Below are 26,050 nucleotides of genomic sequence, written 5' to 3'. Positions count from 1 at the left end.
GGCGTTGTTGCTAAAGTTCTGGGCTAATTATTAGTTCTGAATTAGAAAAGGGCGCTTAGGCGCCCTTTTTGCTGTCGACTATTTGAGTTAATGAGGGAAATTGTTTACAGAAATTAGTGCAGGCGTATATTTAATAAACAGGCTATTGTAATCATAACTATTCTCATTTACACTTTGCATATAAGTTGAACGGGAGTCTGTATGTACGTTTGTCTGTGTAATGGTGTAAATGATAAAAAAATTCGTCAGGCTGTGCGTCAATTCCACCCCCAGTCTTTTCAGCAACTAAGAAAATTTATTCCCGTTGGAAATCAATGCGGTAAGTGTGTTCGCGCAGCTCGAGAAATTATGGAAGATGAATTAACCCGCATGCCTGAATATCAAGAGATTGCCTGAAGCCCCCTGCTTTTTTTGACATCTCTATAGGTCGAACTACGCTTCAATAAGTGGAAGCGGAGGGACTATATAATGAAAGGTGATGTCAAAATCATAACTTATCTCAATAAATTATTGGGAAATGAGCTTGTCGCAATTAATCAATACTTTCTCCACGCGAGAATGTTTAAGAACTGGGGCCTGATGCGCCTCAACGATGTCGAATACCACGAATCCATTGATGAAATGAAACATGCCGATAAGTATATCGAGCGTATTTTGTTTCTCGAAGGAATCCCTAACCTGCAAGATCTTGGCAAACTGCGCATCGGTGAGGATGTCGAGGAGATGCTGCAATCTGATTTACGGTTGGAACTGGAAGGGGCTAAAGATTTGCGAGAAGCTATTGCCTATGCCGATAGTGTCTATGACTACGTCAGCCGCGATATGCTAATTGAGATCCTTACAGACGAAGAAAGCCACATTGATTGGTTGGAAACTGAGCTCGACTTAATCGGTAAAATTGGCCTACAGAATTATCTCCAGTCACAAATTAAGGTGGCGGACTAATAAGCGTCTGCCATCCACACCAAAGACCCGCTGCTGCCAGAAAAGGGCCAAAAGGCAGCGGGTTGTATAATACCTGCCTTTTTCTTCCCGCTATGATCTTCATCCCAAGGGTGACACATGCGAGTATGGTTGCAATGAGCACTAGTTGAGGTAATACGCCCCATCCATGCCAGGCCCCAAGAGCGGCCAGAAATTTAACGTCACCGTAACCGATGCCTTCATATCCGCGCAGTCCTCTGTATAACCAGTAGATAGTAGCAAAGGACACATAGCCAGCGATCGCCCCCCATACCGCGTTTGAAAGAGTACTTTCTGATAAATATAGATGATAAAGCAAACCAACCCAGAGTAGGGGGCAGGTAAATCGATCTGGAAGCAGACCATTTCGGTAGTCGCACCAACAGAGCATGAGTGATAACCCACAGTACAAAATAATAAATATCGAGGAAGTGACGAACATGGATGGTTCCTGTGATATGGCTGTAGTGGTGAGAGTGCTGAGAAGTCGTTCATGTAGCAAAGGCCAATAATGTGCAATGGAAGTAGCTATCAGATGTATTTGCCTGCATTTCACAGCGTTGCCGAACATGATGATCCCTGCTCTCAGAAGCCAGTGATGAATTACTAGACAATGCTTGCGTTGCGGCTGAATTTGCGTATAATGCGCGGGCCTGTCAAAGTTGACGGCCGGTTCGATATGAACCCTGATAGCGAAATTGGCTATCAAACAATGTTCCCAATTGGGGAACTATGTAAGAACGGTTACACTCTCCCATCAATCGTAATGGGTATGAGGAGTAACCATTTCGTCTATAAAATAATTGGAGCTCTGGTCTCATGCAGAACCAAAGAATCCGTATCCGCCTTAAAGCGTTTGATCATCGTCTGATCGATCAATCAACCGCGGAAATCGTCGAGACTGCTAAGCGCACTGGTGCGCAAGTCCGTGGTCCGATCCCGCTGCCGACCCGCAAAGAACGTTTCACCGTTCTGATCTCTCCGCACGTCAACAAAGACGCGCGCGATCAGTACGAGATTCGTACTCACAAGCGTCTGGTTGACATCGTTGAGCCAACTGAAAAAACCGTTGATGCTCTGATGCGTCTGGATCTGGCTGCCGGTGTAGACGTGCAGATCAGCCTGGGTTAATCAGGTCATCGAGCGATTGAGAGGTTGATACAATGATTGGTTTAGTCGGTAAAAAAGTGGGCATGACCCGCATCTTCACTGAAGATGGCGTATCTATCCCAGTAACCGTTATCGAAGTTGAAGCAAACCGCGTTACTCAGATCAAAGATCTGGCTAACGATGGCTATCGCGCTGTTCAGGTTACCACTGGTGCTAAAAAAGCTAACCGTGTAACCAAGCCGGAAGCTGGTCACTTTGCTAAAGCTGGCGTAGAAGCTGGCCGCGGCCTGTGGGAGTTCCGTCTGGCAGATGGTGAAGAATACACCGTTGGTCAGAACATTAGCGTTGAACTGTTTGCTGACGTTAAAAAAGTTGACGTAACCGGAACCTCTAAAGGTAAAGGTTTCGCTGGTACCGTTAAGCGCTGGAACTTCCGTACCCAGGACGCTACCCACGGTAACTCCTTGTCTCACCGCGTTCCGGGTTCTATCGGTCAGAACCAGACTCCGGGCAAAGTGTTCAAAGGCAAGAAAATGGCAGGTCAGCTGGGCAACGAACGCGTCACTGTTCAGAGCCTGGACGTAGTACGTGTTGACGCTGAGCGCAACCTGCTGCTGGTTAAAGGTGGAGTTCCGGGTGCAACCGGCTGCGACCTGATCGTTAAACCAGCTGTGAAGGCGTAAGGGGATAGCAATGGAATTAGTATTGAAAGACGCGCAGAGCGCGCTGACTGTTTCCGAAACTACCTTCGGTCGTGATTTCAACGAAGCGCTGGTTCACCAGGTTGTTGTTGCTTATGCAGCTGGTGCTCGTCAGGGTACTCGTGCTCAGAAGACTCGTGCTGAAGTAACTGGTTCAGGCAAAAAGCCGTGGCGCCAGAAAGGTACCGGCCGTGCGCGTTCAGGTTCTATCAAGAGCCCGATCTGGCGTTCAGGTGGCGTAACCTTCGCTGCACGTCCGCAGGACCACAGTCAAAAAGTTAACAAAAAGATGTACCGCGGCGCGCTGAAAAGCATTCTGTCCGAACTGGTACGTCAGGATCGTCTGATCGTTGTCGAGACGTTCTCTGTAGAAGCGCCTAAAACTAAGCTGCTGGCACAGAAACTGAAAGACATGGCTCTGGAAGATGTGCTGATCATCACCGGTGAGCTGGACGAAAACCTGTTCCTGGCTGCGCGCAACCTGCACAAGGTTGACGTACGCGATGCAACTGGTATTGACCCGGTTAGCCTGATCGCCTTCGACAAAGTCGTAATGACTGCTGATGCTGTTAAGCAAGTTGAGGAGATGCTGGCATGATTCGTGAAGAACGTTTACTGAAGGTGCTGCGTGCACCGCACGTTTCTGAAAAAGCGTCTGCTGCGATGGAAAAAACCAATACCATCGTTCTCAAAGTTGCTAAAGACGCGACTAAAGCAGAAATCAAAGCTGCTGTGCAGAAACTGTTTGAAGTCGAAGTCGAAGTCGTTAACACCCTGGTAGTTAAAGGGAAAGTTAAACGTCACGGACAGCGTATCGGTCGTCGTAGCGACTGGAAAAAAGCTTACGTCACCCTGAAGGAAGGCCAGAATCTGGACTTCGTTGGCGGCGCTGAGTAAGTCGGAGGAGTAATACAATGGCAGTTGTTAAATGTAAACCGACATCTCCGGGTCGTCGCCACGTCGTTAAAGTGGTCAACCCAGAGCTGCACAAGGGCAAACCTTTTGCTCCGCTGGTTGAAAAAAACAGCAAATCCGGTGGTCGTAACAACAATGGCCGTATCACCACTCGTCATATCGGTGGTGGTCACAAACAGGCCTACCGTATTGTTGACTTCAAACGCAACAAAGATGGTATCCCGGCAGTTGTTGAACGTCTTGAGTACGATCCGAACCGTTCCGCGAACATCGCGCTGGTTCTGTACAAAGACGGTGAACGCCGTTACATCCTGGCCCCTAAAGGCCTGAAAGCTGGCGACCAGATTCAGTCTGGCGTTGATGCTGCAATCAAAGCAGGTAACACCCTGCCGATGCGCAATATCCCGGTTGGTTCTACCGTTCATAACGTAGAAATGAAACCAGGTAAAGGCGGTCAGCTGGCACGTTCCGCTGGTACTTACGTTCAGATCGTTGCTCGCGATGGTGCTTATGTCACCCTGCGTCTGCGTTCTGGTGAAATGCGTAAAGTCGAAGCAGACTGTCGCGCTACTCTGGGCGAAGTTGGCAATGCTGAGCATATGCTGCGCGTTCTGGGTAAAGCAGGTGCTGCACGCTGGCGTGGTGTTCGTCCTACCGTTCGCGGTACTGCGATGAACCCAGTCGACCACCCACATGGTGGTGGTGAAGGTCGTAACTTTGGTAAGCACCCGGTAACTCCGTGGGGCGTTCAGACCAAAGGTAAGAAGACCCGCAGCAACAAGCGTACTGATAAATTCATCGTACGTCGCCGTAGCAAATAATTTTAGAGGATAAGCCATGCCACGTTCTCTCAAGAAAGGTCCTTTTATTGACCTGCACTTGCTGAAGAAGGTAGAGAAAGCGGTGGAAAGCGGAGACAAGAAGCCCCTGCGCACTTGGTCCCGTCGTTCAACGATCTTTCCTAACATGATCGGTTTGACCATCGCTGTCCATAATGGTCGTCAGCACGTTCCAGTTTTTGTTTCCGACGAAATGGTTGGTCACAAACTGGGTGAATTCGCACCGACTCGTACTTATCGCGGCCATGCTGCTGATAAAAAAGCGAAGAAAAAATAAGGTAGGAGGAAGAGATGGAAACTTTAGCTCAACATCGCCATGCTCGTTCTTCTGCTCAGAAGGTTCGCCTTGTTGCTGACCTGATTCGCGGTAAGAAAGTGTCGCAGGCCCTGGATATTCTGACCTACACCAATAAGAAAGCGGCTGTACTGGTCAAGAAGGTACTGGAATCTGCCATTGCTAACGCTGAACACAACGATGGCGCTGACATTGATGATCTGAAAGTTACGAAAATTTTCGTAGACGAAGGCCCGAGCATGAAGCGCATTATGCCGCGTGCTAAAGGTCGTGCAGATCGCATCCTGAAGCGCACCAGCCACATTACTGTGGTTGTGTCCGATCGCTGAGACTCTGGAGACTAGCAATGGGTCAGAAAGTACATCCTAATGGTATTCGCCTGGGTATTGTCAAACCATGGAACTCTACCTGGTTCGCGAACACCAAAGAATTCGCTGACAACCTGGACAGCGATTTTAAAGTACGTCAGTTCTTGACTAAAGAACTGGCTAAAGCGTCCGTATCTCGCATCGTTATCGAGCGTCCGGCTAAGAGCATTCGTGTAACTATTCACACTGCTCGCCCGGGTATCGTTATCGGTAAGAAAGGCGAAGACGTAGAAAAACTGCGCAAGGTCGTAGCGGATATCGCTGGCGTTCCTGCACAGATCAATATTGCCGAAGTTCGTAAGCCTGAACTGGACGCTAAATTGGTTGCTGACAGCATCACTTCTCAGCTGGAACGTCGCGTTATGTTCCGTCGTGCTATGAAGCGTGCTGTACAGAACGCAATGCGTCTTGGCGCTAAAGGTATTAAAGTTGAAGTTAGCGGCCGTCTGGGCGGCGCGGAAATCGCACGTACCGAATGGTACCGCGAAGGTCGCGTACCGCTGCACACTCTGCGTGCTGACATCGACTACAACACCTCTGAAGCGCACACCACTTACGGTGTAATCGGCGTTAAGGTATGGATCTTCAAAGGTGAGATCCTGGGTGGTATGGCTGCTGTTGAACAACCGGAACCGGCTGCTCAACCTAAAAAGCAGCAGCGTAAAGGCCGTAAATAAGGAGCGTCGCTGATGTTACAACCAAAGCGTACAAAATTCCGTAAAGTGCACAAAGGCCGCAACCGTGGTCTGGCGCAGGGTACGGATGTTAGCTTCGGCACTTTCGGTCTGAAAGCTGTTGGCCGTGGTCGTCTGACTGCACGTCAGATCGAAGCAGCACGTCGTGCTATGACCCGTGCAGTTAAGCGTCAAGGTAAGATCTGGATCCGTGTATTCCCGGACAAACCGATCACCGAGAAGCCGCTGGAAGTTCGTATGGGTAAAGGTAAAGGTAACGTGGAGTACTGGGTTGCCTTGATTCAGCCGGGTAAAGTCCTGTATGAAATGGACGGCGTACCGGAAGAGCTGGCCCGTGAAGCATTCGGCCTGGCAGCAGCGAAACTGCCGATCAAAACCACCTTTGTAACTAAGACGGTGATGTAATGAAAGCAAAAGAGCTGCGTGAAAAAAGCGTTGAAGAGCTGAACGCTGAGCTGCTGAACCTACTGCGTGAGCAGTTCAACCTGCGTATGCAGGCTGCAAGTGGCCAGCTGCAACAGACTCATCTGCTGAAGCAAGTGCGTCGTGATGTTGCACGTGTTAAGACTTTACTGACTCAGAAGGCGGGTGCGTAATGACCGATAAAATCCGTACTCTGCAAGGTCGTGTGGTTAGTGACAAAATGGAGAAATCCATTGTTGTTGCTATCGAACGTATGGTGAAACACCCGGTATACGGTAAATTCATCAAGCGTACGACCAAACTGCACGTACATGACGAAAACAACGAATGCGGTATCGGCGACAAAGTTGAAATCGCTGAGTGCCGTCCGCTGTCCAAGACTAAGTCCTGGACGCTGGTTCGCGTTGTAGAGAAAGCGGTTCTGTAATACAGTACGCATTCTCAACGAATAAACGGCTCAGCAATGAGCCGTTTATTTTTTCTACCCATATTTGAATTGCGGTGTTATAATGCCGCGCCCTCGATATGGGGCTTTTTAACGACCCTCTTTTGGGTCTCAGTAGTAGTTGACATTAGCGGAGCACTAAAATGATCCAAGAACAGACTATGCTGAACGTCGCCGACAACTCCGGTGCACGTCGCGTAATGTGTATCAAGGTTCTGGGTGGCTCGCACCGTCGCTACGCAGGCGTAGGCGACATCATCAAGATCACCATCAAGGAAGCGATTCCGCGTGGTAAGGTCAAGAAAGGTGATGTGCTGAAGGCGGTAGTGGTGCGCACCAAGAAGGGTGTTCGTCGCCCGGACGGTTCTGTCATTCGCTTCGATGGTAATGCATGCGTTATTTTAAACAATAACAGCGAGCAACCTATCGGTACGCGTATTTTTGGGCCGGTAACTCGTGAGCTTCGTAACGAGAAGTTCATGAAAATTATCTCTCTGGCACCAGAAGTACTCTAAGGAGCGAATCATGGCAGCGAAAATCCGTCGTGATGACGAAGTTATCGTGTTAACCGGTAAAGATAAAGGTAAACGCGGTAAAGTAAAAAATGTCCTGTCTTCCGGCAAGGTCATTGTTGAAGGTATCAACCTGGTTAAGAAACATCAGAAGCCGGTTCCGGCCCTGAACCAACCAGGCGGCATTGTAGAGAAAGAAGCAGCTATTCAGATCTCTAACCTTGCTATCTTCAACGCGGCAACCGGCAAGGCTGACCGTGTAGGCTTTAGATTTGAAGAGGGCAAAAAAGTCCGTTTCTTTAAATCTAATAGCGAAACTATCAAGTAATTTGGAGTAGTACGATGGCGAAACTGCATGATTACTACAAAGACGAAGTAGTCGCTAAACTCATGACTGAGTTTAACTACAATTCTGTCATGCAAGTCCCTCGGGTCGAGAAGATCACCCTGAACATGGGTGTTGGTGAAGCGATCGCTGACAAGAAACTGCTGGATAACGCAGCAGCTGATCTGACAGCAATCTCCGGTCAAAAACCGTTAATCACCAAAGCACGCAAATCAGTTGCAGGCTTCAAAATCCGTCAGGGCTATCCGATCGGCTGTAAAGTAACTCTGCGTGGCGAGCGCATGTGGGAGTTCTTTGAGCGCCTGATCACTATTGCTGTACCGCGTATCCGTGACTTTCGTGGCTTGTCCGCTAAGTCTTTCGACGGTCGTGGTAACTACAGCATGGGTGTCCGTGAGCAGATCATCTTCCCAGAAATCGACTACGATAAAGTCGACCGCGTTCGTGGTTTGGATATTACCATTACCACTACTGCGAAATCTGATGAAGAAGGCCGCGCTCTGCTGGCTGCCTTTGACTTCCCGTTCCGCAAGTAAGGTAGGGTTACTTAATGGCTAAGCAATCAATGAAAGCACGCGAAGTAAAGCGCGTGGCTTTAGCTGATAAATTCTTCGCTAAACGCGCTGAACTGAAAGCTATCATCTCTGATGTGAACGCAACCGACGAAGATCGTTGGAATGCGGTTCTCAAGCTGCAGACTCTGCCGCGTGATTCCAGCCCGTCTCGTCAGCGTAATCGCTGCCGTCAAACAGGTCGTCCGCATGGTTTCCTGCGGAAGTTCGGGTTGAGCCGTATTAAGGTCCGTGAAGCCGCCATGCGCGGTGAAATCCCGGGTCTGAAAAAGGCTAGCTGGTAATTGTCACCAATTGAATCACGGGAGTAAAGACAGATGAGCATGCAAGATCCGATCGCGGATATGCTGACCCGTATCCGTAACGGTCAGGCCGCGAATAAAGCTGCGGTCACCATGCCTTCCTCCAAGCTGAAAGTGGCAATTGCCAACGTGCTGAAGGAAGAAGGCTTTATTGAAGATTTTAAAGTTGAAGGCGACATCAAGCCGGAACTGGAACTGACTCTTAAGTATTTCCAGGGTAAAGCTGTTGTAGAAAGCATTCAGCGTGTCAGCCGCCCAGGTCTGCGCATCTATAAACGTAAAGATGAGCTGCCGAAAGTTATGGCGGGTCTGGGTATCGCGGTTATTTCTACCTCTAAAGGTGTTATGACTGATCGTGCAGCGCGCCAGGCTGGTCTTGGTGGCGAAATTATCTGCTACGTAGCCTAATCGGAGGAAAAAATGTCTCGTGTTGCTAAAGCACCGGTCGTTGTTCCTGCCGGCGTTGATGTAAAACTCAACGGTCAGGTTATTACGATCAAAGGTAAGAATGGCGAGCTGACTCGTACTATCAACGATGCTGTTGAAGTTAAACATGCAGATAATGCACTGACCTTCGGTCCGCGTGATGGTTACGCTGACGGATGGGCTCAGGCTGGTACCGCGCGTGCCCTGCTTAACTCAGTAGTTATCGGTGTTACCGAAGGCTTCACTAAAAAGCTTCAGCTGGTTGGTGTAGGTTATCGTGCAGCGGTCAAAGGGGATGTAGTAAACCTGGCTTTAGGTTTTTCTCATCCTGTTGAGCATAAGCTGCCAGCCGGTATCACTGCAGAATGTCCGACTCAAACTGAAATCGTGCTGAAAGGCGCTGATAAGCAGGTGATCGGCCAGGTTGCAGCAGATCTGCGCGCCTACCGTCGTCCTGAGCCTTATAAAGGCAAGGGTGTTCGTTACGCCGACGAAGTCGTGCGTACCAAAGAGGCTAAGAAGAAGTAAGGTAACACTATGGATAAGAAATCTGCTCGTATCCGTCGTGCGACCCGCGCACGCCGCAAGCTCCAGGAGCTGGGTGCAACTCGCCTGGTGGTACATCGTACCCCGCGTCATATTTACGCACAGGTAATTGCACCGAATGGTTCTGAAGTTCTGGTAGCTGCTTCTACTGTAGAAAAAGCTATCGCTGAACAATTGAAGTACACCGGTAACAAAGACGCGGCCGCAGCTGTGGGTAAAGCTGTTGCTGAACGCGCTCTGGAAAAAGGCATCAAAGATGTTTCCTTTGACCGTTCCGGGTTCCAATATCATGGTCGTGTCCAGGCACTGGCAGATGCTGCCCGTGAAGCTGGCCTTCAGTTCTAAGGTAGAGGTGTAAGATGGCTCACATCGAAAAACAAGCTGGCGAACTGCAGGAAAAGCTGATCGCGGTTAACCGCGTATCTAAAACCGTTAAAGGTGGTCGTATTTTCTCCTTCACAGCTCTGACTGTAGTTGGTGACGGTAACGGTCGCGTAGGTTTTGGTTACGGTAAAGCGCGTGAAGTTCCAGCAGCGATCCAGAAAGCGATGGAAAAAGCCCGTCGCAATATGATTAATGTCGCGCTGAACCACGGCACCCTGCAACACCCGGTTAAAGGTGTTCACACGGGTTCTCGTGTATTCATGCAGCCAGCTTCCGAAGGTACCGGTATTATCGCCGGTGGTGCAATGCGCGCCGTTCTGGAAGTTGCTGGAGTTCATAACGTTCTGGCTAAAGCATATGGTTCTACTAACCCGATCAACGTGGTTCGTGCAACTATTGATGGCCTGGAAAATATGAATTCTCCAGAAATGGTCGCTGCCAAGCGTGGTAAATCCGTTGAAGAAATTCTGGGGAAATAAACCATGGCAAAGACTATTAAAATTACTCAAACCCGCAGTGCAATCGGTCGTCTGCCGAAACATAAGGCAACGCTGCTTGGCCTGGGTCTGCGTCGTATTGGTCACACCGTAGAACGCGAGGATACTCCTGCTGTTCGTGGTATGGTCAACGCGGTTTCCTTCATGGTTAAAGTTGAGGAGTAAGAGATGCGTTTAAATACTCTGTCTCCGGCCGAAGGCTCCAAAAAGGCGGGTAAACGCCTGGGTCGTGGTATCGGTTCTGGCCTCGGTAAAACCGGTGGTCGTGGTCACAAAGGTCAGAACTCTCGTTCTGGCGGTGGCGTACGTCGCGGTTTCGAAGGTGGTCAGATGCCTCTGTACCGTCGTCTGCCGAAATTTGGCTTCACTTCTCGTAAAGCAATGATCACTGCAGAAGTTCGTCTGTCTGATCTGGCTCATGTAGAAGGCGATGTAGTCGACCTGAACACGCTGAAAGCGGCTAACATTATCGGTATCCAGATCGAGTTCGCGAAAGTGATCCTGTCTGGTGAGGTATCTCGTCCGGTAACTGTTCGTGGTCTGCGCGTGACTAAAGGTGCTCGTGCTGCTATCGAAGCTGCTGGCGGTAAAATTGAGGAATAAGTAGCAGATGGCTAAGCAACCGGGATTAGATTTTCAAAGTGCCAAAGGTGGGATTGGCGAGCTGAAACGCAGACTTTTGTTTGTAATCGGTGCGTTGATTGTGTTCCGTATTGGCTCTTTTATTCCGATCCCTGGTATTGATGCCACTGTACTTGCCAAACTGCTTGAGCAACAGCGAGGCACCATCATTGAAATGTTCAACATGTTCTCTGGTGGTGCTCTCAGCCGTGCTTCTATCTTCGCTCTGGGTATCATGCCGTATATTTCGGCATCGATCATTGTCCAGCTGTTAACGGTTGTTTATCAGCCATTGGCGGAGCTTAAGAAAGAAGGGGAGTCTGGTCGTCGTAAGATCAGCCAGTACACCCGCTACGGTACTCTGGTGCTGGCGATATTCCAGTCGATTGGTATTGCTACTGGTCTACCGAATATGCCTGGTATGCAGGGCCTGGTCATTAATCCAGGTTTTGCGTTCTATTTCACCGCTGTTGTGAGTCTGGTTTCAGGAACGATGTTCCTGATGTGGCTAGGCGAACAGATTACTGAGCGTGGTATCGGTAACGGTATTTCGATCATTATCTTCGCTGGTATTGTTGCGGGACTCCCGCCAGCCATCGCCCATACTATCGAGCAAGCGCGTCAAGGCGACCTGCACTTCCTCCTGTTGCTGTTGGTTGCAGTATTAGTATTTGCAGTGACCTTCTTTGTTGTCTTTGTAGAACGTGGTCAACGCCGTATTGTGGTTAACTACGCGAAGCGTCAGCAGGGTCGTCGTGTCTATGCTGCACAGAGCACACATTTACCGCTGAAAGTGAATATGGCAGGGGTAATCCCGGCAATCTTCGCTTCCAGTATTATTCTGTTCCCGGCTACCATCACGTCATGGTTCGGGGGCGGTACTGGTTGGAACTGGCTGACAACAATTTCGCTGTATTTGCAGCCTGGGCAACCGCTTTATGTGTTACTCTATGCGTCTGCAATCATCTTCTTCTGTTTCTTCTACACGGCTTTAGTATTCAACCCGCGTGAAACAGCAGATAACCTGAAGAAGTCCGGTGCATTTGTACCAGGAATTCGTCCGGGAGAGCAAACGGCGAAGTATATCGATAAAGTAATGACCCGCCTGACTTTAGTTGGTGCGTTGTACATCACTTTTATCTGCCTGATCCCGGAGTTCATGCGTGATGCAATGAAAGTACCGTTCTACTTCGGTGGGACCTCACTGCTTATCGTTGTCGTTGTGATTATGGACTTTATGGCTCAAGTGCAAACTCTGATGATGTCAAGTCAGTATGAGTCTGCATTGAAGAAGGCGAACCTGAAAGGCTACGGCCGCTAACAGGGCGCCCGAGAAGTTACGGAGAGTAAAAATGAAAGTTCGTGCTTCCGTCAAGAAATTATGCCGTAACTGCAAAATCGTTAAGCGTGATGGCGTCATCCGCGTGATTTGCAGTGCCGAGCCGAAGCATAAACAGCGCCAAGGCTGATTTATTCGCATATTTTTCTTGCAAAGTTGGGTTGAGCTGGCTAGATTAGCCAGCCAATCTTTTGTATGTCTGTACGTTTCCATTTGAGTATCCTGAAAACGGGCTTTTCAGCATGGTGCGTACATATTAAATAGTAGGAGTGCATAGTGGCCCGTATAGCAGGCATTAACATTCCTGATCACAAACATACCGTCATTGCATTAACTGCAATTTTCGGTATCGGCAAGACCCGCTCTAAAGCCATCTGTGCTGACACGGGTATCGCTGAAAATGTTAAGATCAGTGAGCTGTCTGAAGAACAAATTGAATCCCTGCGTGAAGCAGTAGGTAAATTTGTCGTTGAAGGTGATCTGCGCCGTGAAATCACCCTGAGCATCAAGCGTCTTATGGACCTTGGTTGCTATCGTGGTTTACGCCATCGTCGTGGTCTTCCGGTTCGCGGTCAGCGTACTAAGACCAACGCACGTACCCGTAAGGGTCCGCGTAAACCGATCAAGAAATAGTCGGGGTGATTGAATAATGGCAAAGGCACCAGTTCGTGCACGTAAGCGTGTAAGAAAACAAGTCTCTGATGGCGTGGCTCATGTCCATGCTTCTTTTAACAACACCATCGTTACCATTACTGATCGTCAGGGTAACGCGCTGGGTTGGGCAACAGCCGGTGGTTCCGGTTTCCGTGGTTCTCGCAAATCCACTCCGTTTGCAGCTCAGGTTGCAGCAGAGCGTTGCGCTGAAGCCGTAAAAGAATACGGCATCAAGAATCTGGAAGTTATGGTTAAAGGTCCGGGTCCAGGTCGCGAATCTACTATTCGTGCACTGAACGCCGCTGGTTTCCGCATCACGAATATTACTGATGTGACTCCGATCCCTCATAACGGTTGTCGTCCGCCGAAAAAACGTCGCGTATAACGCGTTCGTTTCTAGGATTGTTGGAGAAAGAAAATGGCAAGATATTTGGGTCCTAAGCTCAAGCTGAGCCGTCGTGAGGGCACTGACTTATTCCTTAAGTCTGGCGTTCGCGCGATCGATACCAAGTGTAAAATTGAACAAGCTCCTGGCCAGCACGGTGCGCGTAAACCGCGTCTGTCTGACTATGGTGTGCAGTTGCGTGAAAAGCAAAAAGTTCGCCGTATGTACGGTGTGCTGGAGCGTCAGTTCCGTAACTATTATAAAGAAGCAGCGCGTCTGAAAGGCAACACTGGTGAAAACCTGTTGACTCTGCTGGAAGGTCGTCTGGACAACGTTGTATACCGTATGGGCTTCGGCGCGACTCGTGCTGAATCACGTCAGCTGGTTAGCCACAAAGCTATCATGGTAAACGGTCGTGTTGTTAACATCGCTTCTTATCAGGTTAAAGCGAATGACGTTGTCAGCATTCGTGAGAAAGCGAAAAAGCAATCTCGCGTGAAAGCCGCTCTGGAGCTGGCTGAGCAGCGTGAAAAGCCAACCTGGCTGGAAGTTGATGCTGGCAAGATGGAAGGTACGTTCAAGCGTCAGCCAGAACGTTCTGATCTGTCTGCGGACATTAACGAACACCTGATCGTCGAGCTTTACTCCAAGTAAAGCTTAGTACCAAAGAGAGGACACAATGCAGGGTTCTGTGACAGAGTTTCTAAAACCGCGCCTGGTCGATATCGAGCAAGTGAGTTCGACGCACGCCAAGGTGACCCTTGAGCCTTTAGAGCGTGGCTTTGGCCATACTTTGGGTAACGCACTGCGCCGTATTCTGCTCTCATCGATGCCGGGTTGCGCGGTGACCGAGGTTGAGATTGATGGTGTACTTCATGAGTACAGCACCAAAGAAGGCGTTCAGGAAGATATCCTTGAAATCCTGCTCAACCTGAAAGGGCTGGCGGTGAGAGTTCAGGGTAAAGATGAAGTCATCCTTACTTTGAATAAATCTGGCATTGGCCCTGTGACCGCAGCCGACATTACCCATGACGGTGATGTCGAAATCGTCAAGCCGCAACATGTGATCTGCCACCTGACCGATGAGAATGCTGCTATTAGCATGCGTATCAAAGTTCAGCGCGGTCGCGGTTATGTGCCGGCTTCTGCCCGAATTCATTCGGAAGAAGATGAGCGCCCGATCGGCCGTCTGTTGGTCGACGCATGCTACAGCCCAGTAGAGCGTATTGCCTACAATGTTGAAGCAGCGCGTGTAGAACAGCGTACCGACCTGGACAAGCTGGTCATCGAAATGGAAACCAACGGCACAATCGATCCTGAAGAGGCGATTCGTCGTGCGGCAACCATCCTGGCAGAACAACTGGAAGCTTTTGTTGACTTACGTGATGTACGTCAGCCGGAAGTGAAAGAAGAGAAACCAGAATTCGATCCGATCCTGCTGCGCCCTGTTGACGATCTCGAATTGACTGTCCGCTCTGCTAACTGCCTCAAGGCAGAAGCTATCCACTATATCGGTGATCTGGTACAGCGTACCGAGGTTGAGTTGCTGAAAACGCCGAACTTGGGTAAAAAATCTCTTACTGAGATTAAAGACGTGCTGGCTTCACGTGGTTTGTCTCTGGGCATGCGCCTGGAAAACTGGCCACCGGCAAGCATTGCTGACGAGTAACCGGATCACAGGTTAAGGTTTTACTGAGAAGGATAAGGTCATGCGCCATCGTAAGAGTGGTCGTCAACTGAACCGCAACAGCAGCCATCGCCAGGCTATGTTCCGTAACATGGCTGGTTCGCTGGTTCGTCATGAGATCATCAAGACGACCCTGCCGAAAGCGAAAGAACTGCGTCGCGTAGTTGAGCCGCTGATTACTCTTGCCAAGACTGATAGCGTAGCTAATCGTCGTCTGGCATTCGCCCGTACTCGTGATAACGAGATCGTGGCAAAACTGTTTAACGAGCTGGGCCCGCGTTTCGCGAGCCGCGCAGGTGGTTACACTCGCATTCTGAAGTGTGGCTTCCGTGCAGGCGACAACGCGCCGATGGCATACATCGAGCTGGTTGATCGCTCTGAATCGAAAGCAGAAGCTGCTGCAGAGTAATTTGTAGTAACGTAAAAAAACCCGCCCAGGCGGGTTTTTTTATATCCTCTATCATTCCGCTTCACTACAATATCTGTACTATTTGTGTTCATCCCCGGAGCCGTATCATGTGGTTACTGGATCAGTGGGCAGAGCGCCATATCCTCGATGCTCAAAACAAAGGTGAATTCGATAATCTTCCAGGCTGCGGAGAACCGCTTATGTTGGATGATGATTCACATGTCCCACCAGAGCTACGCGCAAGCTATCGGTTGCTTAAAAATGCAGGCTGTTTACCTCCCGAGCTGGAACATCGAAAAGAAGCAATTATGCTTGTTGACTTACTCAGGAACGTTCAGGAAAACGAACCGTGCTGCGTGGAGTGGAGTCGTCGTCTTGCCCTGGTTGAACTAAAACTACGGCAAGCAGGTCTTAATACTGACTTTTTACGTGGCGATTATGCAGGTAAGCTACTGCATAAGATTAATGAGGAGCAATAATGTATCGCATCGGTGAACTGGCAAAATTGGCCGACGTTACTCCCGATACCATTCGCTATTATGAAAAACAGCAGATGATGGAGCATAACGTACGTACTGAAGGAGGATTTCGTCTCTATTCAGACAACGATCTGCAGAGACTCCGTTTTATTCGTTACGCCAGGCAATTGGGTTTCACATTGGAATCGATTCGCGAACTTCTTTCGATCCGAATAGATCCGGAGCATCATACTTGCCAGGAGTCGAAAGGTATCGTTAAGGCTCGTTTAATGGAAGTTGAATCTCGGATCAAAGAGCTACAAACTATGCGTCGGTCATTGCAGCGGCTTAATGACGCATGCTGTGGGACCGCACATAGTAGTATTTATTGTTCGATCCTTGAGGCGCTTGAGCAAGGAGCCAGTAGCCAAAATGCAGAGCGTTGATTTCTACATCGTGCAGATCTACACTTGCATCGATTTTTACTAATCAGGAGTGTTTATGAGCCACTATCAACATACTAAAGGTAAAATAAAAGATAACGCCATTGAGGCACTACTTCATGACCCCTTGTTCAGGCAGCGAGTTGAGAAGAATAAGAAAGGAAAAGGAAGTTACCAGCGTAAAGATAAACATACGGGACGTAATGAGCGGGAGGCCAGTGGCAAGAGAGTTAAGCACTTTTTTACCACTGGCCTTCTGCTTCTAATATTTTAATTAAGAACGATTGTTTTGTTCTTTTAGCAAGTCACGAATTTCACTGAGCAAGACTTCTTCTTTGCCTGGAGCCGGCGGCGCAGCTGGAGCTTCTTCTTTTTTGCGGTTTAGTCTATTTATCAGTTTAATTGCCATAAAAATGGCAAATGCAACGATGACAAAGTCAAAAACGTTTTGGATGAATACACCATAGTGCATGACGACTGCGGGGATATCCCCCTGTGCATCACGAAGCGTAACCGCAAACTGTTTAAAATCGATCCCGCCAATAAGCAAACCTAGTGGTGGCATAATTATATCGGCGACTAGCGACGATACAATCTTACCGAATGCGGCACCAATGATGACACCGACGGCCAGGTCAACAACATTACCGCGCATCGCGAATTCGCGAAATTCTTTTAAAAAACTCATTTTATTCTCCTTGGGCCAGCTAACACTGATAAGTTTAACAAATGTATTCCTATTTTCCATTGCCAGGTAATAATTGCATAGAAATATTATCCATTGATAAATAAGGGATAAAGGAAAGGCGCCAGCATGACGCCTGAAAACTACAGGAAGAAGGGGCTTGGTTGGAAGAGTCTCTCAACATCGGAGATAAATTTTTTGTCAGTGAGGAACATAATGACATGATCGCCTTGTTCAATACGCAGATTGTTATTAGCTATCATGACATCATTACCGCGTACGACAGCACCAATGATGGTTCCTGGGGGAAGCTTAATTTCATCAATCGCGCGGCCTACTACTCGCGAAGTGCTCTCATCACCGTGAGCCACAGCTTCGATAGCTTCTGCAACGCCGCGTCGTAACGAAGAAACGCCGACAATATCCGCCTTGCGAACGTGGCTAAGTAGTGCAGATATTGTTGCCTGCTGTGGTGAGATCGCAATGTCGATCACGCTACCCTGAACAAGATCAACATAGGCGCGACGTTGGATGAGTACCATGACTTTTTTGGCCCCCATACGTTTAGCTAACATCGCAGACATAATATTGGCTTCATCATCATTGGTGACTGCAATGAAGAGATCAACTTGATCAATATGCTCCTCAGCCAGTAATTCCTGATCTGAGGCGTCTCCATAAAAGACGATGGTATTTTGCAGTTTCTCTGCGAGTTCTGCTGCGCGCTGCTGGTTGCGCTCAATAAGTTTGACGCTGTAATCTTTCTCCAGCCGATGAGCAAGCCCAGCTCCGATGTTTCCTCCTCCGACCAGCATAATGCGCTTGTAGGGTTTCTCCAGGCGCTGAAGTTCGCTCATTACTGCGCGGATATGCTGAGATGCGGCGATGAAAAACACTTCGTCACCAGCTTCAACGATTGTTGACCCTTGCGGCCTGATTGGTCGATCGTGGCGGAAAATAGCTGCTACGCGCGTATCAATATGTGGCATATGTTCGCGCATAGTTGAAAGTGCATTACCGACCAGAGGACCGCCATAATAGGCCTTAACCACAGCCAGGCTGACTTTCCCTTCAGCAAAATTAACAACCTGTAGGGCGCCAGGATACTCAATTAAGCGATATATATTATTAATTACCAGCTGTTCTGGTGCAATCAGATGATCAATAGGGACAGCTTCTGAGTGAAAGAGTTTATCAGCATCGCGTACATAATCTGGAGAACGGATACGGGCAATACGATTCGGAGTATTAAATAGCGAATAGGCGACCTGACAGGCTACCATGTTGGTTTCATCTGAGTTGGTGACTGCAACCAGCATGTCTGCATCGTCTGCACCTGCTTCACGTAGTACGCGTGGGTGCGAGCCATGCCCCTGTACTACACGCAGATCGAATTTATCCTGCAAGCTGCGAAGACGATCTCCATTAGTATCAACTAGCGTAATATCGTTGTTCTCTCCAACTAGATTTTCCGCCAGAGTTCCGCCTACCTGTCCAGCGCCAAGAATAATAATCTTCATCAGCAGTGACCTGTTATTTCCGGTTTTTAATCAGCTTAGCGTAAAAGAATCCATCACCTTCTTCTGACCCAGGGAAATTTTGCAATCCTGGTTTCTCAAGCGTTCCCGTTGTGCTCAACTCTGCATCTGATGTGCGAGTAAGGAAAGCTGCAATTTGCTCACAGTTCTCTTCTGGTAAAATGGAGCAGGTAGCGTAAACCAGTGTTCCGCCGGGCTTTAGATGGGGCCAAATGGCATCAAGGATTTTTGCCTGCAGCTGCGCCAACTCGGCAATATCACTATCGCGCCGCAACCATTTGATATCCGGATGGCGACGAATAACCCCTGTTGCGGAGCAAGGTGCGTCAAGCAGGATACGATCGAATATTTCATCACCACACCATTGCGCTGGATAGCACCCATCACCCTGTTTAACCTGCGCCTTGAGGCCAAGGCGTTTAAGATTGTCATAGACGCGGGAAAGTCGCTGCTCATCGATATCAACGGCCATTACGTTAGCCTGTGGTGCAACTTCCAGGATGTGGGTTGTTTTTCCACCAGGGGCTGCGCAGAGATCGAGAATCCTTTCTCCGTTCTCAGGAGTCAAATAATGCATACAACCTTGCGCTGAAGCATCCTGGACAGTAACCCAACCTTCATTAAAACCTGGTAAGGAATGAACAGGGGCTGGAGATGCCAGACGAACAGCATCCGGGTAGTCTGAATGAGCAAAGCCTTGTAATCCTGCTTCTTTCAGTAACGCGAGCCATTCATCGCGAGAATGATGGGTGCGGTTAACGCGTAACCACATTGGCGGGCGTTGATTATTGGCATCTGCAATCGCCTGCCACTGCTGCGGCCAGGCCTGTTGAATACGTTTAAGTAGCCATTTGGGGTGGAGGAAGCGATTTTCGGTTTGCGCAAATTCAGCCAGCAGTTCTTCCTGTTGGCGTTGAAACTGACGCAACACACCGTTAATAAGCCCCTTCAACTGAGGACGTTTAACGGAGACTGCACCTTCCACCGTTTCTGCCAGTGCGGCGTGAGCAGGAATGCGGGTGTACAGCAACTGATATAAACCCACCATGATTAAAAAATGAATAGTGCGCTGCTTGCCCTTCATCGGGCGATCCATCAGTTTATTGATTAACCATTCAAGCTGATTTAGCGTGCGCAGAACGCCAAAGCATAGCTCTTGCAGCAGTGCTTTATCTTTTTCACTGACTTTCTGCTGTAACGGAGGCAAAACGTTGCTTAACGATTGCCCTTGTTCAACGACTTGCTCAATAGCCTGGGCAGCCAGGCTGCGTAAGTTAAGATTTTTTTTCATAAGAGTAAAAATAAAAATGCCCGGCGAAACCGGGCTTTAGAAGAGAGAACCGTCAGGCAAGACGATGACCGGGGATAAACCACTCCCGACGAGAGTTCAGCAAGTCCTGTGCACTCATTGCTTTTTTACCCGCAGGCTGCAGCGACTCCAGATTCAGGATACCGTCGCCAGTTGCCATCTGGATACCCAATTTGCTGACTGCCACGATAGTGCCGGGTTCAGCACTGCTTGTATCGGTGCTAACAGATGCACGCCAGACTTTTACTGGTTGTTCATCAATTTCTAGCCAGCTTATTGGCCATGGATTGAACGCCCGAATGCAACGTTCAAGCTGCACGGCAGAAAGTGACCAGTCAATACGCGCTTCTTCTTTGCTTAGCTTCTCGGCATAGCTGACTAGCGTTTCGTCTTGTACTTCAGGTTTTGCTGTACCACTGACCAGTTGAGCCAGAGTTTCCAGTAATCCTTGTGGCCCAAGAACCGCCAATTTATCGTACAAGCTACTGCTGGTGTCTTCTCCAGTAATTGGGCAAGACAGTTTATACAACATATCACCAGTATCGAGCCCTACGTCCATTTGCATAATGGTCACGCCAGTCTCGGTATCACCAGCCCATAATGCACGCTGGATTGGCGCCGCACCGCGCCAACGTGGCAACAAAGAACCGTGAACGTTGAGGCAACCCAGACGTGGCATGTCCAGAACCTGCTTGGGGAGGATTAATCCATAAGCAACTACAACCATCACATCTGCGTTCAGCGAGGCAACCAGCTGCTGATTTTCCTGCGGGCGCAGTGAAGAGGGTTGAAATACCGGTAGGCCATTTGCTTCAGCCAGTATTTTGACAGGACTCGGCATGAGTTTTTTGCCACGACCTGCAGGCCTGTCTGGCTGAGTGAATACACCGACGATCTCATACTCAGATGACAACAGTGCGTCAAGATGACGCGCTGCAAAATCGGGCGTTCCCGCAAAAATTATACGTAATGATTGTGACACGTTAGTCCTTGTCTTCAGGCTCGTGCATTCAGGCGATCCAGTTTTTCAACTTTCTGGCGGATACGCTGTTGCTTAAGCGGGGACAGATAATCAATAAATAGTTTGCCTACTAGATGATCCATTTCATGTTGGATACAAATAGCCAGTAAACCATCGGCTGACAGTTCAAACGGCTTACCTTCACGATCCAGAGCCCGAATCCTTACTTTTTCGGCACGTGGTACCAACGCACGCTGCTCAGGAATGGAAAGGCAGCCTTCCTCAATCCCAGTTTCACCGTCTTTTTCCAGCAATTCTGGATTAATTAACACCAGACGCTCTTCTCGATTCTCTGACACATCAATAACAATAATACGCTGATGGATGTCCACCTGCGTAGCGGCCAGACCAATGCCTTCCTCAGCGTACATTGTCTCGAACATATCATCGACGATACGCTGAATTTCCGCATTCACTTCTTTGACCGGCTCAGCGACTTTGCGAAGGCGCTCGTCCGGAATATGTAACACTTGCAAAACTGCCATAAAGATCCAGAGTTGTATTCAGGAGTTGATAAGATTATTAGCTCTATTCTAGACAAAACCCCCCGCAATTGACAGTCTCGCTGTCCAATCGCAAAGATTGCTAAAGCCGCTTATGGCAGAGGGGAACAGGGATGACGCCTACAGAAATTTGGTTACGCCTGATGAAAGTGAGCAGCCTGTATGGCGACGAAATGGTGATGGTTGCTCATCAGTTATGTTCAATCCCAACAATAGATCATGAGAGTTTGAATGCCTGCGGTTTGAATAAGGTGCAATCGAAACATTTTCTTGGAATTAATCAACATGAGATTGATACAACACTGCAATGGCTGGAACGACCAAATTGTTATCTACTCACTGCTGACGATCTTCTCTATCCTCCCCAGCTACGGGCAATTGTTGACTATCCTGGCGCACTTTTAGCTTGTGGTGATCCGGTATTACTGAGCAACCGACAGTTAGCCGTAGTGGGCAGTCGCGCGCATTCATGGTATGGCGCTCGTTGGGGGAAAATGTTTTGTGAGGTTTTAGTTCGCTATGGCATTACGATCACTAGCGGATTGGCTTTAGGTATTGATGGTATAGCTCATCGTGGTGCACTGGAGGGGCAAGGAAAAACCGTTGCCGTTTTAGGGAATGGTTTAAGAGAGATTTATCCTCGCCGCCATCAAGCATTAGCAGAACAAATAACTAGCAGTGGCGGCGTTGTACTCTCCGAATTTCCTCTTTTTACTCCCCCATTACCGGGCAACTTTCCCCGCCGTAACCGGATTATCAGTGGATTAAGTGTTGGCGTATTGGTTATCGAGGCAGCATTAAAAAGTGGCTCATTAGTGACTGTTCGCTGTGCTCTGGAACAGGGAAGGGAAGTCTTCGCATTACCCGGACCTATTGGTAGTCCTGGTTCCGAAGGTCCACATTGGCTTATCAAGCAAGGAGCCATTCCCGTTACCGCACCGGAAGATATAGTTGAATATTGGCAGCATGAGCTGCTATGGGCCTTCGATGAGCATGATAACGTAAATAATTGCGACAATCAGCCCCCTGTAACATTGCCATTTCCAGAGCTCCTGGCTAACGTAGGAGATGAGGTAACACCTGTTGACGTTGTCGCTGAACGTGCCGGCCAATCTGTGCCAGTGACCGTAGCTCAGCTACTTGAACTGGAGTTAGCAGGCTGGATCGCAGCTGTACCCGGCGGCTATGTCCGATTAAGGAGGGCAAGCCATGTTCGACGTACTCATGTATTTGTTTGAGACTTACATCCATAACGAAGCAGAAATGCGGGTGGACCAGGATAAACTGACTCGGGATCTTACCGATGCTGGTTTTGAACGGGAGGACATCTATAACGCGCTGATGTGGCTCGAGAAACTGGCTGATTATCAAGAGGGCCTTGTTGCGCCCATGCAGCTTGCTTCTGACCCACTCTCCTTACGAGTATATATCGATGAGGAGTGTCAGCGTCTGGATGCGAGCTGCCGAGGATTCTTATTATTCCTTGAGCAAATTCAGGTGTTGAACCTCGAAACGCGGGAAATGGTGATAGAACGCGTACTGGCGCTGGATACGGCAGAGTTCGATTTGGAGGATTTGAAATGGGTCATCCTGATGGTGCTGTTTAATATTCCGGGCTGCGAAAACGCCTATCAGCAAATGGAAGAATTACTCTTCGAAGTAAATGAAGGTATGCTGCATTAATCTTTTCGCAGCGACACTAGAGTTGTTATGACCAAATCAGCACTGTTTTCGGTGCGTAAAAACGAGCCTTGCCCCCAATGTGGGGCTGAACTTGTAATACGTTCTGGGAAACATGGGCCTTTTCTCGGCTGTTCACATTATCCGGACTGTGATTATGTCCGTTCCCTGAAGAATCAGGCGGACGGGCATATTGTCAAAGTTCTGGAGGGGCAGATGTGTCCGTCTTGCGGTGCCATATTGGTACTGCGGCAAGGACGTTTTGGTATGTTTATTGGTTGTAGCAACTACCCAGAATGTGAGCATACTGAACTCATTGATAAACCTGATGAGACTGCCATAGCCTGCCCGCAGTGTAGTCAGGGACATCTGGTCCAGCGTCGTTCACGTTTCGGAAAAAACTTTTATTCCTGCGATCGCTACCCTGATTGTCAGTTCGTCATTAATTTTAAGCCAGTGGCGGGTGAGTGCCCAGAGTGTCATTACCCTCTACTAATCGAAAAGAAAACGGTGCAGGGCGTAAAGCGTTTTTGTGCCAGCAAACAATGTGGAAAGCCGACACCGGCGGAATAATCAGTGAATAATAACCTGCTTTCAGAAACCATCGCACATGCAGTTTCGGTCCTGAACAATGAACTTGTCATCGCCTATCCTACGGAAGCTGTTTTTGGCGTCGGCTGCGATCCCGACAGCGAAAAAGCCGTCAGGCATTTGTTGGCGCTTAAACAGCGACCGGTTGATAAAGGACTGATCCTAATCGCCGCTAACTTTGAACAGCTCAAACCTTATATTGATGATTCACAACTTAGCGATGAGCGGCGTGCTGCTATTTTTTCCTGCTGGCCTGGGCCGGTGACCTTTGTATTCCCTGCTCTCGATTCTACACCCCGTTGGTTGACCGGCCGTTTTGATTCGCTGGCAGTGCGAGTAACGGATCACCCGCAGGTAGTTGAGTTGTGTGAGGCTTACGGTAAACCATTAGTTTCTACTAGCGCCAATTTATCTGGTGAGCCACCTTGCCGCACGACTGCTGAGGTTTATGCGCAGTTTGGCGCTAGCTTCCCGGTAGTTGATGGGGTAACCGGTGGACGTCAGAATCCTTCTGAAATACGTGATGCCTTGACGGGCGAACTCTTCCGCCAGGGATAACTTATGGAAACCTACGCAGTATTTGGACACCCGATTGCTCATAGCAAGTCACCATCTATTCATCAGCTCTTTGCGAAGCAGCTGCAGATTACGCATCCCTATGGGCGAGTCCTGGCCCCCCTTGATGATTTCGTAAATACTCTTAACGCTTTTTTTGGTGATGGTGGCAAGGGAGCTAACGTCACCGTTCCTTTCAAAGAAGAGGCTTTCGCGCGAGCAGATGAGTTAACCGAACGTGCGGCACTGGCCGGTGCTGTTAATACCCTTAAACGGCTGGAGGATGGCCGGTTGCTGGGGGACAACACCGATGGCGTGGGGCTACTGAGTGATTTAGAACGACTCGATTTCATTAAACCTGGTTTTCGGGTTCTGCTTATTGGTGCAGGTGGTGCTTCACGTGGCGTATTGCTGCCTCTTTTATCGCTGGATTGCGCTGTCACTATTGTGAATCGTACATTTTCGCGTGCGCATGAACTGGCAACGCTGTTTGCTCATACTGGCAGCGTCCGTGCTCTGGATATAGAAGCATTAAATGGTCAGGTGTTTGATCTCATCATTAATGCCACATCTAGCGGTATTGAAGGAGAAGTCCCTGCTATCCCCGTTTCGCTAATCAACACCCATGTCTATTGCTATGACATGTTTTATCAGAAAGGTTGCACGCCATTTTTACGTTGGTGTCAGCAACATGGTACTAAAAGATGTGCTGATGGGCTGGGAATGCTGGTGGCACAGGCCGCACACTCAGTACTATTGTGGCACGGTGTTCTGCCGGAAATTGCCCCTGTAATTCTGGCTTTGCATGAGGAATTGAACACGTGAACCAGGCTATTCAATTTCCCGACAGGGAGGTATGGGATGACGAGCGTCAGTGTATCGCTTTTCCAGCACTAGTTAACGGTATGCAACTGATCTGTGCCATAAAGCTAACAACGCTTCAGCAACGTTTTGGTGACGAAGATCCCGAACTGTGCCTGGCCGCATTTCGTGAGCATCGTTGGGATCTGGAAGAGGAGGCCCACGAATTAATCTGCGACCAGCAAGAAGACGCTCAAGGATGGGTCTGGTTTTCCTGAGCCAGATAATCATTTTTCCATTTCACATAGTTGTTTGCTGAATACCTTAGCCCCACAATTTCCGCCTCCGTGAGGGGGCGTATTTGTTTAACCGGGTTGCCAAAATAAAGGTAGCCGCTTTCCAGACGTTTGTTTTGTGGAACCAGACTACCGGCACCAATCATGACGTCATCCTCCACAATGACACCATCCAGTACAATCGACCCCATACCAACCAGCACGCGGTTAGCTATAGTGCAGCCGTGCAGCATAACTTTATGACCGACGGTCACATCATCGCCAATAATCAGTGGATTGCCATGTGGATTATATGAAGACTTATGAGTGACATGTAAGACGCTGCCGTCCTGAATGTTGGTGCGCGCGCCTATTTCCACATAATTCACATCACCGCGAATTGTGACCATTGGCCAGATACTGACATCATCATCAATTCTGACATCGCCGATCACCACGCTACTGGTGTCGATCATCACGTGTTGACCTATTTTCGGGGATAAATCTTTATAGCGACGTAGATTCACAGGCATGCTTACCTCAATAAACCAGGGGATGAAGAGACTTTGGTAGCTTTTGGGACCATCTGCAACCCTTTGACGTGGTAAAAATTAGGCGAATTGAGCACAAACCCTGCGAAAAGGGTGAAAAAACATCATTTGGAAAAAAAGATCTAAAAAAGTCTTGTGCAAAAAGATGGGATCCCTATAATGCGCTCCCACTGACACGGCAGATGTGAATCACTTCACACAAACAG

Annotated in this window: 46 protein-coding genes; 39 read left to right on the top strand and 7 right to left on the bottom strand. The window is 48.8% G+C overall.

Annotated elements, in window-relative coordinates; all coding sequences use genetic code 11:
* The first annotated feature begins 201 nt into the window (after positions 1-201).
* Together bfd and bfr are read left to right on the top strand one after the other, a co-directional pair.
* A complete protein-coding gene (bfd, locus tag QVF11_RS03750) occupies positions 202-396 on the top strand; it encodes a bacterioferritin-associated ferredoxin (protein ID WP_004106366.1) in 195 nt (64 codons plus the stop codon).
* A gap of 72 nt (positions 397-468) precedes the next feature.
* The gene (bfr, locus tag QVF11_RS03745; RefSeq protein ID WP_110275015.1) at positions 469-945 is read left to right on the top strand and encodes a bacterioferritin; all 477 of its coding nucleotides are present in this window, start codon (positions 469-471) and stop codon (positions 943-945) included.
* Here bfr and QVF11_RS03740 read toward each other — a convergent pair.
* Positions 929-1,405: a prepilin peptidase gene (locus QVF11_RS03740; RefSeq protein WP_112217268.1), complete on the bottom strand. Its 477-nt coding sequence runs from the start codon at positions 1,403-1,405 to the stop codon at positions 929-931. The two genes, bfr and QVF11_RS03740, sit on opposite strands and share 17 nt — an antisense overlap.
* A 377-nt stretch (positions 1,406-1,782) precedes the next feature.
* Between QVF11_RS03740 and rpsJ the strand changes: the two genes are divergently transcribed.
* The 31 genes from rpsJ to QVF11_RS03585 all read left to right on the top strand — a co-directional run bounded on the left by rpsJ (position 1,783) and on the right by QVF11_RS03585 (position 16,609).
* Positions 1,783-2,094 carry a 30S ribosomal protein S10 gene (gene rpsJ, locus QVF11_RS03735; RefSeq protein WP_001181005.1) on the top strand — a complete coding sequence of 104 codons (312 nt, stop codon included), beginning with the start codon at positions 1,783-1,785 and terminating at the stop codon, positions 2,092-2,094.
* A 32-nt stretch (positions 2,095-2,126) separates the two neighbouring features.
* Positions 2,127-2,756 (top strand): 50S ribosomal protein L3, encoded by a 630-nt coding sequence (gene rplC / locus QVF11_RS03730; RefSeq protein WP_052284882.1) that lies wholly within the window; start codon positions 2,127-2,129, stop codon positions 2,754-2,756.
* A 10-nt stretch (positions 2,757-2,766) separates the two neighbouring features.
* Positions 2,767-3,372 carry a 50S ribosomal protein L4 gene (gene rplD / locus QVF11_RS03725; protein ID WP_015960716.1) on the top strand — a complete coding sequence of 202 codons (606 nt, stop codon included), beginning with the start codon at positions 2,767-2,769 and terminating at the stop codon, positions 3,370-3,372.
* Positions 3,369-3,671, top strand: a complete 303-nt coding sequence (gene rplW, locus QVF11_RS03720) for a 50S ribosomal protein L23 (protein ID WP_004868363.1) — start codon at positions 3,369-3,371, stop codon at positions 3,669-3,671. Before rplD ends, rplW begins: the two co-directional genes overlap by 4 nt.
* A 17-nt stretch (positions 3,672-3,688) precedes the next feature.
* On the top strand, positions 3,689-4,510 hold the full coding sequence (rplB, locus tag QVF11_RS03715) for a 50S ribosomal protein L2 (RefSeq protein WP_000301869.1): 822 nt from the start codon (positions 3,689-3,691) through the stop codon (positions 4,508-4,510).
* Positions 4,511-4,526: 16 nt separating this feature from the next.
* Complete coding sequence (rpsS, locus tag QVF11_RS03710) at positions 4,527-4,805, top strand: 30S ribosomal protein S19 (protein WP_001138115.1); 279 nt, start codon at positions 4,527-4,529, stop codon at positions 4,803-4,805.
* 14 nt (positions 4,806-4,819) lie between these two features.
* Positions 4,820-5,152: a 50S ribosomal protein L22 gene (gene rplV, locus QVF11_RS03705; RefSeq protein ID WP_000448832.1), complete on the top strand. Its 333-nt coding sequence runs from the start codon at positions 4,820-4,822 to the stop codon at positions 5,150-5,152.
* Positions 5,153-5,169: 17 nt separating this feature from the next.
* Positions 5,170-5,868 (top strand): 30S ribosomal protein S3, encoded by a 699-nt coding sequence (rpsC, locus tag QVF11_RS03700; RefSeq protein ID WP_002919766.1) that lies wholly within the window; start codon positions 5,170-5,172, stop codon positions 5,866-5,868.
* A gap of 12 nt (positions 5,869-5,880) precedes the next feature.
* The gene (rplP, locus tag QVF11_RS03695; protein WP_002919759.1) at positions 5,881-6,291 is read left to right on the top strand and encodes a 50S ribosomal protein L16; all 411 of its coding nucleotides are present in this window, start codon (positions 5,881-5,883) and stop codon (positions 6,289-6,291) included.
* Positions 6,291-6,482 carry a 50S ribosomal protein L29 gene (gene rpmC, locus QVF11_RS03690; RefSeq protein WP_002919754.1) on the top strand — a complete coding sequence of 64 codons (192 nt, stop codon included), beginning with the start codon at positions 6,291-6,293 and terminating at the stop codon, positions 6,480-6,482. The genes rplP and rpmC overlap by 1 nt, the downstream gene beginning before the upstream one ends.
* Positions 6,482-6,736, top strand: coding sequence for a 30S ribosomal protein S17 (gene rpsQ / locus QVF11_RS03685; RefSeq protein ID WP_110275019.1), 255 nt, complete (start codon positions 6,482-6,484; stop codon positions 6,734-6,736). The genes rpmC and rpsQ overlap by 1 nt, the downstream gene beginning before the upstream one ends.
* A gap of 161 nt (positions 6,737-6,897) precedes the next feature.
* Complete coding sequence (gene rplN, locus QVF11_RS03680; RefSeq protein WP_000613954.1) at positions 6,898-7,269, top strand: 50S ribosomal protein L14; 372 nt, start codon at positions 6,898-6,900, stop codon at positions 7,267-7,269.
* A 10-nt stretch (positions 7,270-7,279) separates the two neighbouring features.
* On the top strand, positions 7,280-7,594 hold the full coding sequence (rplX, locus tag QVF11_RS03675; RefSeq protein WP_110275021.1) for a 50S ribosomal protein L24: 315 nt from the start codon (positions 7,280-7,282) through the stop codon (positions 7,592-7,594).
* 14 nt (positions 7,595-7,608) lie between these two features.
* Positions 7,609-8,148, top strand: a complete 540-nt coding sequence (rplE, locus tag QVF11_RS03670; RefSeq protein ID WP_003031123.1) for a 50S ribosomal protein L5 — start codon at positions 7,609-7,611, stop codon at positions 8,146-8,148.
* 14 nt (positions 8,149-8,162) lie between these two features.
* Entirely contained in the window at positions 8,163-8,468 is a 306-nt protein-coding gene (rpsN, locus tag QVF11_RS03665) for a 30S ribosomal protein S14 (RefSeq protein ID WP_002919667.1), read from the top strand.
* Positions 8,469-8,501: 33 nt separating this feature from the next.
* Positions 8,502-8,894 (top strand): 30S ribosomal protein S8, encoded by a 393-nt coding sequence (rpsH, locus tag QVF11_RS03660; RefSeq protein ID WP_004106343.1) that lies wholly within the window; start codon positions 8,502-8,504, stop codon positions 8,892-8,894.
* Between the two features lie 12 nt (positions 8,895-8,906).
* Entirely contained in the window at positions 8,907-9,440 is a 534-nt protein-coding gene (gene rplF / locus QVF11_RS03655; RefSeq protein ID WP_112217269.1) for a 50S ribosomal protein L6, read from the top strand.
* Positions 9,441-9,449: 9 nt separating this feature from the next.
* Positions 9,450-9,803 (top strand): 50S ribosomal protein L18, encoded by a 354-nt coding sequence (rplR, locus tag QVF11_RS03650; protein ID WP_000358960.1) that lies wholly within the window; start codon positions 9,450-9,452, stop codon positions 9,801-9,803.
* A gap of 14 nt (positions 9,804-9,817) precedes the next feature.
* Complete coding sequence (rpsE, locus tag QVF11_RS03645) at positions 9,818-10,321, top strand: 30S ribosomal protein S5 (protein WP_004106339.1); 504 nt, start codon at positions 9,818-9,820, stop codon at positions 10,319-10,321.
* Positions 10,322-10,324: 3 nt separating this feature from the next.
* Positions 10,325-10,504: a 50S ribosomal protein L30 gene (rpmD, locus tag QVF11_RS03640; protein WP_001140434.1), complete on the top strand. Its 180-nt coding sequence runs from the start codon at positions 10,325-10,327 to the stop codon at positions 10,502-10,504.
* Between the two features lie 3 nt (positions 10,505-10,507).
* A complete protein-coding gene (rplO, locus tag QVF11_RS03635; protein WP_110275025.1) occupies positions 10,508-10,942 on the top strand; it encodes a 50S ribosomal protein L15 in 435 nt (144 codons plus the stop codon).
* Between the two features lie 7 nt (positions 10,943-10,949).
* Entirely contained in the window at positions 10,950-12,281 is a 1,332-nt protein-coding gene (secY, locus tag QVF11_RS03630; protein ID WP_110275027.1) for a preprotein translocase subunit SecY, read from the top strand.
* Between the two features lie 31 nt (positions 12,282-12,312).
* The gene (gene rpmJ, locus QVF11_RS03625) at positions 12,313-12,429 is read left to right on the top strand and encodes a 50S ribosomal protein L36 (RefSeq protein WP_000868187.1); all 117 of its coding nucleotides are present in this window, start codon (positions 12,313-12,315) and stop codon (positions 12,427-12,429) included.
* A 146-nt stretch (positions 12,430-12,575) separates the two neighbouring features.
* Positions 12,576-12,932: a 30S ribosomal protein S13 gene (rpsM, locus tag QVF11_RS03620; RefSeq protein ID WP_004106333.1), complete on the top strand. Its 357-nt coding sequence runs from the start codon at positions 12,576-12,578 to the stop codon at positions 12,930-12,932.
* Between the two features lie 16 nt (positions 12,933-12,948).
* The gene (gene rpsK / locus QVF11_RS03615; protein ID WP_004138423.1) at positions 12,949-13,338 is read left to right on the top strand and encodes a 30S ribosomal protein S11; all 390 of its coding nucleotides are present in this window, start codon (positions 12,949-12,951) and stop codon (positions 13,336-13,338) included.
* A gap of 33 nt (positions 13,339-13,371) precedes the next feature.
* Positions 13,372-13,992 carry a 30S ribosomal protein S4 gene (rpsD, locus tag QVF11_RS03610; protein WP_004125897.1) on the top strand — a complete coding sequence of 207 codons (621 nt, stop codon included), beginning with the start codon at positions 13,372-13,374 and terminating at the stop codon, positions 13,990-13,992.
* Between the two features lie 25 nt (positions 13,993-14,017).
* Complete coding sequence (locus QVF11_RS03605) at positions 14,018-15,007, top strand: DNA-directed RNA polymerase subunit alpha (protein WP_002919219.1); 990 nt, start codon at positions 14,018-14,020, stop codon at positions 15,005-15,007.
* A 40-nt stretch (positions 15,008-15,047) separates the two neighbouring features.
* Positions 15,048-15,434: a 50S ribosomal protein L17 gene (gene rplQ, locus QVF11_RS03600; RefSeq protein ID WP_001216372.1), complete on the top strand. Its 387-nt coding sequence runs from the start codon at positions 15,048-15,050 to the stop codon at positions 15,432-15,434.
* Between the two features lie 107 nt (positions 15,435-15,541).
* Complete coding sequence (locus tag QVF11_RS03595) at positions 15,542-15,913, top strand: DnaJ family domain-containing protein (RefSeq protein ID WP_142513302.1); 372 nt, start codon at positions 15,542-15,544, stop codon at positions 15,911-15,913.
* Positions 15,913-16,338 carry a Zn(2+)-responsive transcriptional regulator gene (gene zntR, locus QVF11_RS03590; RefSeq protein WP_110275033.1) on the top strand — a complete coding sequence of 142 codons (426 nt, stop codon included), beginning with the start codon at positions 15,913-15,915 and terminating at the stop codon, positions 16,336-16,338. Before QVF11_RS03595 ends, zntR begins: the two co-directional genes overlap by 1 nt.
* A gap of 55 nt (positions 16,339-16,393) precedes the next feature.
* Positions 16,394-16,609 (top strand): alternative ribosome-rescue factor A, encoded by a 216-nt coding sequence (locus tag QVF11_RS03585; protein ID WP_112217272.1) that lies wholly within the window; start codon positions 16,394-16,396, stop codon positions 16,607-16,609.
* On the opposite strand, the gene mscL is transcribed toward QVF11_RS03585, so the two are convergent.
* The 5 genes from mscL to def form a co-directional block, all read right to left on the bottom strand.
* A complete protein-coding gene (mscL, locus tag QVF11_RS03580; protein ID WP_112217273.1) occupies positions 16,610-17,023 on the bottom strand; it encodes a large-conductance mechanosensitive channel protein MscL in 414 nt (137 codons plus the stop codon).
* 140 nt (positions 17,024-17,163) lie between these two features.
* Positions 17,164-18,540 (bottom strand): Trk system potassium transporter TrkA, encoded by a 1,377-nt coding sequence (gene trkA / locus QVF11_RS03575; protein ID WP_110275039.1) that lies wholly within the window; start codon positions 18,538-18,540, stop codon positions 17,164-17,166.
* Positions 18,541-18,553: 13 nt separating this feature from the next.
* Entirely contained in the window at positions 18,554-19,849 is a 1,296-nt protein-coding gene (gene rsmB, locus QVF11_RS03570; protein ID WP_287855245.1) for a 16S rRNA (cytosine(967)-C(5))-methyltransferase RsmB, read from the bottom strand.
* A gap of 52 nt (positions 19,850-19,901) precedes the next feature.
* The gene (fmt, locus tag QVF11_RS03565; protein ID WP_112217275.1) at positions 19,902-20,849 is read right to left on the bottom strand and encodes a methionyl-tRNA formyltransferase; all 948 of its coding nucleotides are present in this window, start codon (positions 20,847-20,849) and stop codon (positions 19,902-19,904) included.
* 14 nt (positions 20,850-20,863) lie between these two features.
* The gene (gene def / locus QVF11_RS03560) at positions 20,864-21,373 is read right to left on the bottom strand and encodes a peptide deformylase (protein WP_112217276.1); all 510 of its coding nucleotides are present in this window, start codon (positions 21,371-21,373) and stop codon (positions 20,864-20,866) included.
* A gap of 131 nt (positions 21,374-21,504) precedes the next feature.
* On the opposite strand from def, the gene dprA reads away from it, so the two are divergent.
* The 6 genes from dprA to QVF11_RS03530 are packed head-to-tail and all read left to right on the top strand — an operon-like array spanning position 21,505 to position 25,296.
* Positions 21,505-22,629 (top strand): DNA-protecting protein DprA, encoded by a 1,125-nt coding sequence (gene dprA / locus QVF11_RS03555; protein WP_287855244.1) that lies wholly within the window; start codon positions 21,505-21,507, stop codon positions 22,627-22,629.
* Positions 22,601-23,074, top strand: a complete 474-nt coding sequence (smg, locus tag QVF11_RS03550; RefSeq protein WP_287855243.1) for a DUF494 family protein Smg — start codon at positions 22,601-22,603, stop codon at positions 23,072-23,074. The genes dprA and smg overlap by 29 nt, the downstream gene beginning before the upstream one ends.
* A gap of 27 nt (positions 23,075-23,101) precedes the next feature.
* On the top strand, positions 23,102-23,644 hold the full coding sequence (locus QVF11_RS03545) for a DNA topoisomerase family protein (RefSeq protein WP_112217278.1): 543 nt from the start codon (positions 23,102-23,104) through the stop codon (positions 23,642-23,644).
* Positions 23,645-23,647: 3 nt separating this feature from the next.
* The gene (gene tsaC / locus QVF11_RS03540) at positions 23,648-24,220 is read left to right on the top strand and encodes an L-threonylcarbamoyladenylate synthase type 1 TsaC (protein WP_287855242.1); all 573 of its coding nucleotides are present in this window, start codon (positions 23,648-23,650) and stop codon (positions 24,218-24,220) included.
* Between the two features lie 3 nt (positions 24,221-24,223).
* The gene (gene aroE, locus QVF11_RS03535) at positions 24,224-25,042 is read left to right on the top strand and encodes a shikimate dehydrogenase (protein WP_112217280.1); all 819 of its coding nucleotides are present in this window, start codon (positions 24,224-24,226) and stop codon (positions 25,040-25,042) included.
* On the top strand, positions 25,039-25,296 hold the full coding sequence (locus tag QVF11_RS03530) for a DUF1488 family protein (RefSeq protein ID WP_112217281.1): 258 nt from the start codon (positions 25,039-25,041) through the stop codon (positions 25,294-25,296). Before aroE ends, QVF11_RS03530 begins: the two co-directional genes overlap by 4 nt.
* Here the strand turns inward: QVF11_RS03530 and QVF11_RS03525 are convergent.
* Positions 25,272-25,826: a gamma carbonic anhydrase family protein gene (locus tag QVF11_RS03525; RefSeq protein ID WP_112217282.1), complete on the bottom strand. Its 555-nt coding sequence runs from the start codon at positions 25,824-25,826 to the stop codon at positions 25,272-25,274. The two genes, QVF11_RS03530 and QVF11_RS03525, sit on opposite strands and share 25 nt — an antisense overlap.
* Between the last annotated feature and the right edge of the window lie 224 nt (positions 25,827-26,050).

The sequence above is a fragment of the Klebsiella sp. genome (genome assembly GCF_027492335.1).
Lineage (GTDB): Bacteria > Pseudomonadota > Gammaproteobacteria > Enterobacterales > Enterobacteriaceae > Klebsiella > Klebsiella huaxiensis.
This window is presented reverse-complemented; position numbering and strand designations above follow the sequence as displayed.